Annotated in this window: 14 protein-coding genes; 8 read left to right on the top strand and 6 right to left on the bottom strand. The window is 67.6% G+C overall.

Going from position 1 to position 13,303, the window contains the following annotated elements:
* Window positions 1–3 precede the first annotated feature (3 nt).
* The 5 genes from HZS63_RS05415 to HZS63_RS05395 form a co-directional block, all read right to left on the bottom strand.
* Complete coding sequence (locus tag HZS63_RS05415) at window positions 4–666, bottom strand: SRPBCC family protein (RefSeq protein ID WP_180683034.1); 663 nt, start codon at window positions 664–666, stop codon at window positions 4–6.
* 15 nt (window positions 667–681) lie between these two features.
* The gene (locus HZS63_RS05410) at window positions 682–3,093 is read right to left on the bottom strand and encodes an aerobic carbon-monoxide dehydrogenase large subunit (RefSeq protein WP_180683033.1); all 2,412 of its coding nucleotides are present in this window, start codon (window positions 3,091–3,093) and stop codon (window positions 682–684) included.
* Between the two features lie 26 nt (window positions 3,094–3,119).
* A complete protein-coding gene (locus tag HZS63_RS05405) occupies window positions 3,120–3,611 on the bottom strand; it encodes a (2Fe-2S)-binding protein (RefSeq protein WP_180683032.1) in 492 nt (163 codons plus the stop codon).
* Between the two features lie 22 nt (window positions 3,612–3,633).
* Window positions 3,634–4,497 (bottom strand): FAD binding domain-containing protein, encoded by an 864-nt coding sequence (locus HZS63_RS05400; protein WP_180683031.1) that lies wholly within the window; start codon window positions 4,495–4,497, stop codon window positions 3,634–3,636.
* Between the two features lie 213 nt (window positions 4,498–4,710).
* Window positions 4,711–5,454: a LytTR family DNA-binding domain-containing protein gene (locus HZS63_RS05395; RefSeq protein WP_180683030.1), complete on the bottom strand. Its 744-nt coding sequence runs from the start codon at window positions 5,452–5,454 to the stop codon at window positions 4,711–4,713.
* Window positions 5,455–5,540: 86 nt separating this feature from the next.
* On the opposite strand from HZS63_RS05395, the gene HZS63_RS05390 reads away from it, so the two are divergent.
* Genes HZS63_RS05390 through HZS63_RS05355 form a run of 8 tightly spaced genes read left to right on the top strand, consistent with a single transcriptional unit; the run spans window position 5,541 to window position 11,851 of the window.
* Entirely contained in the window at window positions 5,541–5,882 is a 342-nt protein-coding gene (locus HZS63_RS05390; RefSeq protein ID WP_180683029.1) for a hydrogenase maturation nickel metallochaperone HypA/HybF, read from the top strand.
* 14 nt (window positions 5,883–5,896) lie between these two features.
* Window positions 5,897–6,736 carry a hydrogenase nickel incorporation protein HypB gene (gene hypB, locus HZS63_RS05385; protein ID WP_180683028.1) on the top strand — a complete coding sequence of 280 codons (840 nt, stop codon included), beginning with the start codon at window positions 5,897–5,899 and terminating at the stop codon, window positions 6,734–6,736.
* Window positions 6,737–6,777: 41 nt separating this feature from the next.
* Window positions 6,778–7,926: a Kae1-like domain-containing protein gene (locus HZS63_RS05380; RefSeq protein ID WP_180683027.1), complete on the top strand. Its 1,149-nt coding sequence runs from the start codon at window positions 6,778–6,780 to the stop codon at window positions 7,924–7,926.
* A 3-nt stretch (window positions 7,927–7,929) separates the two neighbouring features.
* Entirely contained in the window at window positions 7,930–8,169 is a 240-nt protein-coding gene (locus tag HZS63_RS05375) for a HypC/HybG/HupF family hydrogenase formation chaperone (RefSeq protein ID WP_180683026.1), read from the top strand.
* Complete coding sequence (gene hypD / locus HZS63_RS05370; RefSeq protein ID WP_246316172.1) at window positions 8,166–9,335, top strand: hydrogenase formation protein HypD; 1,170 nt, start codon at window positions 8,166–8,168, stop codon at window positions 9,333–9,335. Before HZS63_RS05375 ends, hypD begins: the two co-directional genes overlap by 4 nt.
* Complete coding sequence (gene hypE / locus HZS63_RS05365; protein WP_180683025.1) at window positions 9,332–10,381, top strand: hydrogenase expression/formation protein HypE; 1,050 nt, start codon at window positions 9,332–9,334, stop codon at window positions 10,379–10,381. The genes hypD and hypE overlap by 4 nt, the downstream gene beginning before the upstream one ends.
* Before the next feature lie 48 nt (window positions 10,382–10,429).
* On the top strand, window positions 10,430–11,209 hold the full coding sequence (locus HZS63_RS05360; protein WP_180683024.1) for an EAL domain-containing protein: 780 nt from the start codon (window positions 10,430–10,432) through the stop codon (window positions 11,207–11,209).
* 15 nt (window positions 11,210–11,224) lie between these two features.
* Entirely contained in the window at window positions 11,225–11,851 is a 627-nt protein-coding gene (locus tag HZS63_RS05355; protein ID WP_180683023.1) for a MarC family protein, read from the top strand.
* 11 nt (window positions 11,852–11,862) lie between these two features.
* Here HZS63_RS05355 and pyk read toward each other — a convergent pair whose 3' ends face one another.
* The gene (pyk, locus tag HZS63_RS05350; RefSeq protein WP_180683022.1) at window positions 11,863–13,296 is read right to left on the bottom strand and encodes a pyruvate kinase; all 1,434 of its coding nucleotides are present in this window, start codon (window positions 13,294–13,296) and stop codon (window positions 11,863–11,865) included.
* Window positions 13,297–13,303: the final 7 nt, after the last annotated feature.

Genomic DNA, 13,303 nt, shown 5'->3' with positions numbered 1-13,303 from the left:
CCGTCAGGTGCGCCGGCCGAACAGGCCGAGGAACCACGATTTCACCAAGCGCCAGAAGATGCTCAGGCCGTTGATTTCCTTCGCCACCACCGGCGCCGCCTTGGATGCAGCCACAGCGTCCGCGCGGACACCTGATGAGGGACTTGCAGCTTCTTCGGTCGTTGTATGGGCCGCCGCGGCACCAGCCGCCCCTTTCGCTGGGGCCGGCATGGCCAGTGCGGTCTGGCGGAAGTTCTCCACGAACTGGCTCAGAATCATGTCGGAGACCTGCACCATCATGCGGCCCCCGAACTGGGCGAACTTGCCGTTGACGATGACCGTTGCGCTGCCGTTGAGCACACAGTGCGACGGGTTGTCGGGATCGGGCACGATCACCGCCGTCAGATCCATGGTGGCAGACGAGCCGCCCTTGTCGGCGCCCTTGCCGCGCATGACCACCTTGCGCTCGGCATCTGCCTTTTCCAGCACGTCGACCGTGCCACCGAACTGGGCGGTTGCCGGTCCCACTTTGACCTTCACGCAACCCTTGTAGCTGGTGTCGCTCAGCTGTTCGGTGATCTCGGCACCCGGCATGCAAGCGGCCGTGGCCTTCAGGTCCGAGAGCAGCTTCCACGCTCGCTCGGCATCCACATCGAGTGGGTACTGCTTGTCGAGTTTGACTTCCATGTTGAATCCTTCGGTTTACAGGGCCAGGCCATGTTCCTTGAGCGCCTTCCAGACGCGGAACGAGGTGTGCGGCATGTCCAGGTGGGTGACGCCGACGTGGGCGAAGGCGTCCACCACGGCGGCGGTGAAGGTCGGGATCGAGCCCACGTGCGGCGACTCGGCCACGCCCTTGGCACCGATCGGGTGGTGCGGGCTGGGTGTGACGGTGTAGTCGGTCTCCCACTTCGGCGCCTCGACGGCCGTCGGCAGGAAGTAGTCCATCAGCGTGTTGCCCAACAAATTGCCCTGCGCGTCGTACGGCATCTGCTGGCCCATGGCCACCGCGAAGCCCTCGGTCAGGCCGCCATGGATTTGGCCTTCGATGATCATCGGGTTGATGCGCGTGCCGCAGTCGTCCAGCGCGTAGAAGCGGCGGACCTTGGTCTCGCCCGTGGCGCGGTCGATGTCCACCACGCACAGGTAGATACCGAAGGGGAAGGTGAAGTTCGGCGGGTCGTAGTAGTGCACCGCCTCCAGGCCCGGCTCCATGCCGGCGGGCGGCTGGTGGTAGGCCTGCCAGGCGATGTCGGCCATGGTCTTGAACTTGGAGTCATCGCCCTTGACCTTGAAGCGGTCGACTTCCCAGTCGAGGTCGGCCTCGTTCACCTCCAGCATGTGCGCGGCGATCTTGCGCGCCTTGGCGTGGATTTTGCGCGCCGCCATCGCGATGGCGGCCCCAGCCACCGGTGTGGAGCGCGAACCGTACGTGCCCAGCCCGTAGGGCGCGGTGCTGGTGTCGCCTTCCTCCACCTGGATCACCTCGGACGGGATGCCCAGCTCGGTGGCGATGATCTGCGCGTAGGTGGTCTGGTGGCCTTGGCCCTGCGTGATCGTGCCCATGCGGGCGATCGCGCTGCCGGTGGGGTGCACGCGGATCTCGCACGAGTCGAACATGCCCACGCCCAGGATGTCGCACATTTTGCTGGGGCCGGCGCCCACCACCTCGGTGAAGGTGACCAGGCCGATGCCCATCAGTGTGGGGCTGTTGGGGTCGGCGCGCTTGGCCGCCTGCTCGGCGCGCAGGGCGGGGTAGTCCACCGCGTCCAGCACCTTCTTGAGCGCCGTGTGGTAGTCGCCGCTGTCGTACTCGAAGCCGAAGGCGCTGGTGTAGGGGAACTGTTCCTTGCGAATGAAGTTTTTGGCGCGGATCTCGGCCTTGTCCATGCCCAGCTTTTGCGCCAGCACGTCCACCATGCGCTCGATCAGGTACACCGCCTCGGTGACGCGAAACGAGCAGCGGTAGGCCACGCCGCCCGGCGACTTGTTGGTGTAGACGCCCTTGACCGAGCAGTGCGCGGCCGGGATGTCATACGAGCCTGAGCAGATGTGGAACAGGCCCGCGGGAAACTTGGTCGGGTCCGCACACGCGTCGAACGCGCCGTGGTCGGCCACGACGTTGACGCGCAGACCCAGGATCTTGCCGTCGGCGGTGGCGGCCAGCTCGCCGTCCATGTGGTAGTCGCGGGCGAAGGCGGTGGTGGAGATGTTCTCCACACGGTCTTCCACCCACTTGACGGGACGGCCCAGCACGATGGACGCGACGATGGCGCACACGTAGCCGGGGTACACGCCCACCTTGTTGCCGAAACCGCCGCCGATGTCCGGGCTGATGATGCGGACCTTGGATTCCGGCACGCCGGACAGCATGGACACCACGGTGCGCACCACGTGCGGGGCCTGGCTGGTGATCCAGGTCGTCAGTTCGCCGCGCACCGGGTCGAAACTGGCCACACAGCCGCAGGTCTCGAGCGGGCAGGGGTGCACGCGCGGGTAATACATGTGCTGGCTCACCGTCACCGGTGCGTTGGCAAATGCGGCATCGGCCGCGGCCTTGTCGCCCGCTTCCCATGTGAAGATGTGGTTGTGGTGTTCGCGCTTGCCGTGTGCGCCTTCGGTCTTGCCGGCCAGGTCCTCGCGGATCACCGGGGCATCCGGGGCCAGGGCGGCGTAGGGGTCCACCACCGGGTCCAGCTCGTCGTACTCGACCTCCACCGCCTCGACCGCGTCGGCGGCGATGTAGCGGTCGTCGGCGATGACGATGGCCACCTCTTGCATCTGGAAGTGCACCTTGCCGTCGGCCAGCACGGCCTGCACGTCGCCGGCCAGGGTCGGCATCCAGTGCAGCTTCAGCGGCTTGAGGTCGTCGGCCGTCAACACGGCGTGCACGCCGGGCATGGCCAGCGCGGCCTCTTTGTTGATGCGCTTGATGCGCGCGTGGGCCACCGGCGAGCGCACGATGTCCATGTGCAGCATGCCGGGCAGCTTGATGTCGTCGACGTAGTTGCCCTTGCCCTGGATGAAGCGGGCATCCTCCTTGCGCAGGCGCGAGGCGCCCATGCCGGCCAGCGCAACTTCGCGGGCCTCGACGGAATTGACGGGTGCGTTCATGTGCGGTTCTCCGTATCGGTGGGCGTTCAGGCGGTGGCGGTGGCCGATGCCTGCAGCTTGCGGGCGGCGTACTGCACGGCCTTGACGATGTTCTGGTAGCCCGTGCAGCGGCACAGGTTGCCGCTCATCCCCATGCGGATCTCGGCCTCGGTGGGGTTCGGGTTCTCCTGCAAGAAGCGGTAGGCGCGCATCAGCATGCCGGGGGTGCAGAAGCCGCACTGCAGACCGTGCTCCTGGTAGAACCCCTCCTGCACCGCGTGCAGCACACCCTTGTTGGCCAGGCCTTCCACGGTCAGCACCTGGGAGCCGTCGCACTGCACCGCCAGGTGGGTGCAGCTCTTGACGCTGCGGCCATCGATGTCCACCGTGCAGGCGCCGCAGTGGCTGGTTTCGCAGCCGATGTGTGCGCCAGTCAGGTTCAGCTCCTCGCGCAGAAAGTGGATCAGCAGCGTGCGCGGCTCGACGGCCTTTTCCTGCACTTTGCCGTTGACGGTAACGGAAATCAATTTCTTGGGCATGGTCGTCTCCTGGGCGTGGGGCTCACTGGCAACGGGCGAAGGCCTTGGTCAGCGCGCGCTTGACCATCTGCCCCGCCATCGCGGTCTTGTATTCGGCGTCGCCGCGCAGGTCCTCGGCCGGCTCGCAGATCGCCATCGCGGCCTGCGCGGCGGCCTCCAGCACGTCGGGCGTCAGGGCCTTGCCCAGCACCGCCTGCTCGGCGGCCTCGGCCCGCAGCGCGGTCGGCGCCACATTGGTCAGTGCGATGCGGACGTGGCTGACGGTGTTGCCGCTCTTGCGCATGACGACCGCACAGCCGGCGGTGGCCCAGTCGCCCGTCTTGCGCTTGAGCTTTTCGTAAGCCCAGCCGGTGCCCTGCGCGAAGGCGGGCACGCGGATCTCGACCATCACTTCGGTCTCCTCCAGCAACGTCATGTAAGTGCCGAGGAAAAAGCCGTCCGCCGCCACCGTGCGCCGGCCGTTGGGGCCTTCGAGCACGAAACTAGCGTTGCAGGCCAGGGACAGCGCTGGATGGTCGTTGCCCGGATCACCGTGCGCGATGTCGCCGCCGATGGTGCCGCGGTTGCGCACCTGCGGGTCGGCGATCAGCTTGGCCGCCTCGGCCAGCAGCGGCACCTTGGCCTGGAGGATGGGGGAGTTGATCAGGTCGTTCTCGACCGTCATCGCGCCGATCACCACCGTGTCGCCTTCTTCGTGGATGCCGCGCAGCTCCGGGATGCGGTTGATATCGATCAAGTGTGCCGGCTGCGCGAAGCGCAGCTTCATCATCGGCAGCAGGCTGTGGCCACCAGCCAGCAGCTTGGCATCCGACCCATACTGGCCCAGCAGGGCCACCGCTTCGCCGACGGAGCGCGGCGCGTGGTATTCGAAGCTCGGTGGAATCATGGCGTCTCCTCGTTTTCGGGGGGGGAAATTGATTTTTGTCAATGCAAAATCAGTCTACGCCCAGGGCATGACCCTGTATAGCCATGGGTTTTGAGCCCCAGAAAAACCTGAAACGCGAAAATCTCGCACGAATTGCAGCCTGAGCTGCACGAAACGACGAGATCAAGCCCAGCGGTTTCGCGCAATCAGGGAAAATCCGGAGCTGTCGTCGCGCTAGGTTTTGCCTCGCAACCCCAAGCGTTCGCGCAGGCGGGTCACCTCGGTCCGCGAGACAGGTACGGCCACCTTGGGATGCCGATGCAGTTGAATGCGGGTCTTGCTGCCGTCCCGCACCAACGACTCGATCGCCCCGAGCCGTACGATGAAGCGGCGGTGCACGCGCACAAACTGCTCCGGGTCGAGCCGGGCTTCCAGATCACTGATGCTGAGGTTGCAGAAATGCCAGCCCTCGGGGGTGAGTACCCGGCAGTAATGGCCGTCGGACTCGATGCAGCACACGTCCGTCGTGTTGACGAAGGCGATCTTCTGGTTGGCGACGGTCGGTATGCGGTTGAGCCGGCGTGCGCTGGCATGGGACGATGGATCGTCCTGGCTGACGATCTGCGTCACGTCGTAGAACACCAGCGCATAGCCTGTGAGCCGCTGACTGGCGTCGGTGATGCGGGAAACCTTGATCAGCAACACCTGTTCCGGAATGTTGATGATCATGGTCATCGGCAGGTTGTTCGCCACCGGGCAACCGCTGGCCTGATCCAGCATGAAGTTGACCTTGGCACGCGAGCGCTCGGGGTGAAAGTCGAGCACGAAGCGGTCGAAGGGCTGCATCCGATCGACCGGCAACACGCTGCGAGCATAGTCGTTCATGCCCACCACCTCGCGCCGCTTGTTGAGCAGCACGATGCCGGCATCGAACTTCTCGAACACATACAGGGGTGATTGCACACCGGCCTGGCCCATGGGCTTGCCTCCGTTTTTTCTAGGGTAATCGATTTCGAACTCTCACGCACTTCAACACACCAGCCAAACCGGCTTATCCTTGCAGCATGCACGAACTGTCCCTCGCTGAGGAAATGGTGCGCCTGATCGAATCGGCGGCCTTGTCTCAGGGCTTCCAGCGGGCCCGGGTGGTGCGGCTGGAGGTGGGCGATCTGTCGTGCGTGGAGCCGCAGGCGCTGGCGCTGGCCTTCGACGCCGCCAGCCACGGCACCTGCGCCGAAGGCGCCGAACTGGTGCTGCTGCCCGTGGCCGCTCAGGGGGCTTGCCCGGCCTGTGGACGGCAGCAGGCGCTCTCCACGCTGTACGATGCATGCATGGCCTGCGGCCACCTGCCGATGCAGGTGCTGTCGGGCACCGAACTGCGCGTCCGCGATCTGGACGTGGAATGAACCGGGAGACCTCCATGTGCACCACCTGCGGCTGTGGCGGCGACGGCGCCACCTTCCACACCTACCCTGCCCACGACCACTCACATGACCACCACGGGCATGTTCATGCGCACGGACATACCCACGAACATCATCGTGACCACGCGGATGCCCATGTGACCCATGTGACACTGGCACCCGAACCGCGCCTGGTACAGATCGAACAGGACCTGCTGGCCCGCAACGACCGGCAGGCGATCATCAACCGCGCCACCTTCGCGGGGCTGGGCGTGCTGGCGCTGAACCTCGTGTCCAGCCCGGGGTCGGGCAAGACCACCTTGCTGGTCAAGACCATCGAGCAACTCGCCGGCCGGGTGCCGGTCGCGGTCATCGAGGGGGACCAGCAGACCGGCTTGGACGCCGAGCGCATTCGCGCCACCGGTGCGCCGGCGTTGCAGATCAACACCGGCAAGGGTTGCCACCTGGACGCCCGCATGGTGGCCCAGGCCCTGCCCGCCTTGCCCCTGCCGCGTGGCGGGCTGCTCATGATCGAGAACGTGGGCAACCTGGTCTGCCCCGCCGCGTTCGACCTGGGGGAGGCTCATCGGGTGGTCATCCATTCCGTGACCGAAGGCGAGGACAAACCCCTCAAATACCCCGACATGTTCCGCAGCGCCGACGTGATGCTGCTCAACAAGTGCGATTTGCTACCGCACCTATCGTTCGATGTGGCCCAGGCCGAAACCCATGCGCGACGTGTCAACCCAGCCCTGCGCATCATCCGCGTGTCGGCCACCACCGGCGAGGGCATGGACGACTGGCTGGCGTGGCTGCAGGCGGCTCTGCGCCTGGCCCCGCTCGCGACGGTCCGCTGACCGGGCGGCCCGCGCCACCCGCCTGACCTCCCGAGCACGCTGTGGCCGACGCCTGGATCGACGACCTGCCGCTGCCTCCCGGGCCACCCGTGCTGGCGCTCGGTGCACTCTCTCAGGCCACCGTGTGCGTGGCCGCCGCGCGATTCGCCCAGCTCAGCCGCCCGCCACTCGATCTGGACGACGCAACGGCCTGCGAGCAGCACACCGCCCAAGCCCAGACCGGCTGGCAACAACTGGCTTCCCAAGGCTCGCCCGCACACACCCTGGCCCACGATCTGCATCCGGACTTTCCCAGCACGCGGCTGGGCCAAGCCCTGGCCGCCGAAGCGGGTGTGCCCACGCTGGCCGTACAGCACCACCACGCCCACCTCGCGGCGGTGTGGGCCGAGCACGCGCCGTCCGAACCGGCCCCTGACCTCGTGGGGCTGGCCCTGGACGGCTTCGGCCTGGGCACCGATGGCCAGGCCTGGGGCGGTGAGCTGCTGCGCCTGCATGGCCCGCACGCCACCCGGCTGGGCCATCTGAGTCCACTGCCCCTGCCGGGTGGCGACGCCGCCAGCCGCGAACCCTGGCGCCTGGCCGTGGCCGCGCTGCACCGGCTGGGCCATGCCGACAGGGCGCTGGCCCACGCCCGTGCTCATGGGCCGGCCGGCATGGCCGAGCCACTGCTGCACCTGCTCGACCGAGGCGTGCGCTGCCCCCCCTCGACCAGTCTGGGCCGGCTGTTCGATGCGGCCGCCTCGTTGCTGGGCCTGTGCCACCGGCAAGCGCACCCGGCCGCTGCCGCGCAAGCCCTCGAAGCCGCCGCTCAACGCCACGGCCCCTGGCCACCTTTAACCGGAGGTTGGCAAAAACATACCTCCCCTGGCCAGCCGGAACGACTCGATTTCGGCCCGTTGCTGGACCATCTGGCCAATACACCCGACGCCGACGCAGGCGCCGCCTGCTTCCAGGCCACACTGGCCGAAGGCCTCGCCACCTGGCTCATGAACGCTGCGGCGCAGGCAGGCACCGACACCGTCGCGCTGGGCGGTGGCTGCCTGCACAACCGGCTGTTGCGCAGTGCCCTGCTCGATCGCCTCACCCGCGCCGGCCTGCGCTGCCTGTTGCCACGGCGCCTGCCGCCGGGCGATGCCGCCATCGCCTACGGGCAGGCCGTGGTGGCCCGGCTGGTTCTGGCCTACCATTGAGCCATGTGTCTGGCTGTCCCTGCCCGCGTGGTTGAACTGCTCCCGCCCCAAGACGCCTGGGTGGAGCTGGACGGCGTGCGCCAGCGGGTGTCTTTGGCCCTGCTCGACGGGGTGCAGGTGGGCGACTACGTGATCGTGCACGTGGGCTTTGCCCTGCAAGTGATCGACGAGGCTGAAGCCCTGGCCACGCTGGCCCTGATACGTGAACTCCAGTTCGACCCCCTGCCCCCACCCTTGCCATGAACCCCGCCACGGAGTCACCTCCCCATCTCATGCACGCCTTTCGCGATGCCCGTCTGGCGCAGGGCCTGGCCGACGCCATTGCACAGGCCATGCCGCCCGACCGCGACGTGCGCGTGATGGAGTTTTGCGGCGGCCACACCCATGCCCTGTCACGCCATGGACTGCAGGACTTGCTGCCCCCACGCCTGCGCCTCATCCATGGACCGGGTTGCCCGGTCTGCGTGCTGCCTATCGGCCGCATCGACCAGGCCATCGCGCTGGCGCAGCGGCCCGGCGTGACCCTGTTCACCTACGGCGACGTGTTGCGGGTGCCAGCCTCGGACCGCCTGACGCTGCGCAAAGCCCAGGCGCTGGGTGCGCAGGTGCGCATGCTCACCTCGCCGCTGCAGGCCCTGCAGTGGGCGCGGGAACATCCGCAGCAACAGGTGGTGTTCCTGGCCATCGGCTTCGAAACCACCACGCCCCCCACTGCGGTAGCCGTACTCCAAGCCCACGCCGAAGGGCTGCGCAACTTCTCGGTGCTGTGCCACCATGTGCTCACGCCGGCGGCCATGCACGCCATCCTCAGTGGGCCTGAGCCCGCGGTCATCGACGGCTTCATCGGTCCCGGCCACGTGTCCACCGTGATCGGCAGCGCCCCCTACGAGGCCGTGGCCCGCCAGCACCGCAAGCCCATCGTGATCGCCGGTTTCGAGCCGCTGGACCTGTTGCAGGCGATCTGGTGGCTGCTGCGCCAGATCGTCCAGGGCCAGCACCGCGTGGAGACCGCCTTCACCCGCGCCGTCACCCGTCAGGGCAACGCCAAGGCCCAAGCGCTGATGCAGCAGGTGTTCACGCGGCGCGAGTCCTTCGAATGGCGTGGCCTCGGCAGCCTGCCCGACAGTGCGCTGCGGCTGGCCGACGCCTATGCCGATTTCGACGCCGAACGCCGCTTCGGCCTCGCCTACCGGCCCGTGTCCGACCACAAGGCCTGCGAATGCGCCGCCATCGTGCGCGGCGACAAGCGGCCCCAGGACTGCCGCATCTTCGGCACCGGCTGCACACCGGAACACCCGATCGGCGCCTGCATGGTGTCGGCCGAAGGCGCCTGCGCGGCGCACTACCAGTACGGGCGCTGGCGCGACCCGCCCGCCACGCCTCCCCAGAGCACCACCCAGCCCGCATGACCGCCCGCACCGACTTCTTCGCCCCCACGCTGGACCTGACCCACGGCCATGTGGACCTGACCCACGGCGCCGGCGGCCGGGCCATGACGCAACTGGTGCAACAGCTGTTCGTGCAGATCTTGGGCAACCCGCACCTGGACGCCGGCAACGACGGGGCCGTGCTGCCCACCCCCCGAGGCCAGCTCGTCATGGCCACCGATGCGCACGTCGTCTCCCCACTGTTCTTTCCCGGTGGCGACATCGGCTGCCTGGCGGTGCATGGCACCCTGAACGACGTGGCCGCCATGGGCGCGCAGCCGCTCTACCTCTCGGCCAGCTTCATTCTGGAGGAGGGGCTGGCGCTCGCGGACCTGCAGCGCATCGTCGCGTCCATGGCCCGTGCCTCGCGCGCGGCGGGTGTGCCCGTGGTCACGGGCGATACCAAGGTCGTGCCGCGCGGGCAGGGCGGTGGCGTCTACATCGCCACCACCGGCGTGGGCGTGCTGCGTGACGGCGTCGATGTGCACGGCGCGCGCGCCCGGCCCGGCGACCACATCCTTGTCACCGGTCCCATCGGCGAACATGGCCTGGCCATCCTGTGCGCCCGCGAATCGCTGGGGCTGGCCACTCCCATCGTGTCCGACACCGCGGCCCTGCACGGCCTCGTGGCCGATCTGCTGCAAGCCGTCCCCGAGGTGCATGTGCTGCGCGACCCGACGCGCGGCGGCCTGTCGGCCACGCTCAACGAGATCGCCCACCAGTCCGGTGTCGGCATGGTGCTGGAAGAGGCGGCCATTCCGGTGCGCCCGGCCGTGGCCGCCGCCTGCGAACTGCTCGGCCTGGACCCGCTGGACATGGCCTGCGAAGGCCGCATGATCGTGCTCTGCCCGGCCGAGCTGGCCCCGCAAGCGCTTCGGGCCCTGCGCGCCCACCCCCTGGGCAGGGAGGCCGCACAGATCGGCGCCGTGGTGTCCGACGAGCGGCGCTTCGTGCAGATGCAGACCCGCCTCGGTGGCCGCCGGCTGGTGCACTGGCTGGCGGGCGATCCGCTGCCACGCATCTGCTGAGGGCAAGCTATAGTCCCTCCAATTCCCACACCCATGTGACCGACGCCCATGTACCTCAACGAATTCTTTGACGACGCGGACGACGAGCTCCTCGGCTGTATCCGCTGTCGCGACGCGCAGCCCCTGAACATGGAGCTGAAGATCGCGTTCCAGCCCATCGTGGACGTGCAGGCGCGCCAGGTCTTCGCCTACGAGGCGCTGATCCGGGGTGCCCAGGGCGCCTCCGCCGGCGAGGTGATCGCCGCCGTGCGGCCCGACCAGCTCTACACTTTCGACCAGACTTGCCGTGTGCTCGCCATCTCAACCGCCAAACGCCTGGGCATGGAATCGCATCTGTCGATCAATTTTCTGCCCAATGCCGTCTATGAACCGGCCACCTGCATCCGCCTGACCCTGGCAGCGGCACGCAAAGTCGACTTCCCGCCAGAACGCCTCATCTTCGAAATGACGGAGTCCGAGCGGATGCGCGATCCAGACCATGCCCTGCGCATCATCAAGGACTACCAGCAGCGCGGCTTCCTCACCGCCATCGACGACTTCGGGGCCGGCTACTCCGGGCTGAACCTGCTCGCCCAGTTCCAGCCCCACATCGTCAAGCTCGACATGGCGCTGACGCGCGACATCGACCAGGATACGGTCCGGCGCGCCATCGTCGGCGGCGTCATCGGCACCTGCCGATCACTGGGCTGCGAAGTCATCGCCGAGGGCATCGAAACCCGCGCCGAACTCCACACTCTGCGCGACATGGGGGTGACGCTGTTCCAGGACTACCTGTTGGCCCGACCGGGTCTGGATACCCTGCCCCAGCCTGACCTGAGCGTCTGCTGACTCCCCCCCGCCTCGATGGACCTCAAGCCGCTCATCACCCTGCTGGCCATCGTCAACCCGCTGGCGATCGTGCCCTTCTTCATCCATTACACGCAAGGGTTCTCCAAGGCGCAACGGCGCCGCACCGTGCTCACCGCGTCGTTCAGCGCCTTCGCGGTGATCGCCACCGCCGCCGTGCTGGGCCTGAAAATCCTGGAGTTTTTCAGCATCTCGCTGGCCAGTTTCCAGGTCGGCGGCGGCATGCTGCTGCTGACCGCTGCTTTGTCCATGCTCAACGCCCAGCCGGCCGAGGCCAAGACCACCCAAGACGAGGTGGACGACGCCTCCGCACGCGCTTCCATTGCCGTGGTGCCGCTGACCATTCCGTTGCTCACGGGCCCGGCCAGCATGTCCACCGTGGTGATCTACGCCGACCAGGCCCAGACCTTCTGGCAGCACGCCGCCCTGGTGGGCTACGGGGTGGTCATTGGCCTGGCCACGGCGGTGTGCTTCACCCTGGCCGAACCCATCGCCCGGGTCCTGGGCAAGACCGGCATCAACGTGATGACCCGGCTCATGGGCCTGATTCTGGCCGCCCTCGCCGTGGAGGTGATGGCCGGGGGGCTCGTCAAGATCTTCCCCGCGCTCGGCGCCGGGGCCTGACGCGGGGCCGCTCAGCCGCGCACGCTGCAGAGCTTGAGCATGTTGGTGCCGCCTGGTGTGCCCATGGGCTCGCCGCAGGTGATGGCGTAAATGTCGCCCGGCTTGACGATGCCGCGTTCCATCAGGTAGTTCTCGGCCTGCCGCAGCGCGGTGTCGCGGTCGGCGCTGGTGTCCATGAGCAGGGGCCGCACGTTGCGGTAGATCGTCATGCGGCGTTGCGTCGCCAGCTTGGAGGTGACGGCATAGATGGGGATGTTGACCTTGTGCCGGCTCATCCACAGCGCGGTGGAGCCGGACTCGGTCAAGGCCACGATCGCCTTGGCCCCCAGGTGCGAGGCGGTGAACAGCGCACCCATCGCGATCGACTGGTCGATGCGGTGGAAGCGCTTGCCCATGAAATCCGATTCCAGCTCGTGGTGATCGGCCTTCTCGGCGGCTTCGCAGATCTGCGCCATTTCCCGCACGGTCTGCAGCGGGTACTTGCCGGCGGCGGTCTCGGCGCTGAGCATCACGGCGTCGGTGCCGTCGAGCACGGCGTTGGCCACGTCGCTGACTTCCGCGCGCGTGGGCACGGGCGCATGGATCATGCTCTCCATCATCTGCGTGGCGGTGATCACGAAACGGTCGTGTTCGTGGGCCAGACGGATCATGCGCTTTTGCAGCGCCGGCACGGCGGCATGCCCCACCTCCACGGCCAGATCGCCGCGCGCGACCATGATGCCGTCGCTCGCACGCAGGATGTTTTCCAGCTCGGGGATGGCCTCGGCGCGCTCGATCTTGGCTATCAGCCCCGGCTTGTGACCCGATGGGCAGGCCACCTGGCACAGCTGGCGGGCCAGCTCCATATCGGTGGCGCTTTTGGGAAAGCTCACCGCCACGTAGTCGGCCTGCAAGGCCATGGCGATCTTGATGTCCTCCATGTCCTTGGCGGTGAGCGCGGGGGCCGTCAGCCCGCCGCCCTGTTTGTTGATGCCCTTGTTATTCGACAGCTCGCCGCCCACCACCACCTCGGTGTGCACCGCAGCGCCCTCCACGCGCAGCACCTTGAGCACGATCAGCCCATCGTTGAGCAGCAGGGTGTCCCCTGGGCGTACGTCGCGCGGCAGCTCCTTGTAGTCCAGCCCGACGCTTTGGGCATTCCCCGGCTCGGTGCGGTCGGCATCCAGCACAAAGGCTTGACCCGCCTCCAGCTGGACCCGTCCCTCGGCAAACTTGCCGACCCGGATTTTGGGGCCCTGCAGATCGGCCATGATGGCCACTTCCCGGCCCGCCCGGTGCGAAGCCTCGCGAACCAAGCGGGCGCGCTGCCGATGGTCGTCCGCGCTGCCGTGCGAGAAATTGAGCCGTACCACGTTGACACCGGCACGGATCATGGCCTCCAGCAGATCGGGATCGCTGGAGGCGGGGCCGAGGGTGGCAACGATCTTGGTGGCACGGGCAGGCATGGGGTTG

The organism is Tepidicella baoligensis (genome assembly GCF_013432195.1).
GTDB lineage: Bacteria > Pseudomonadota > Gammaproteobacteria > Burkholderiales > Burkholderiaceae_C > Tepidicella > Tepidicella baoligensis.
Note: the sequence above shows the minus strand (reverse complement) of the source record. Positions and strands in the feature narration are given on the sequence as shown.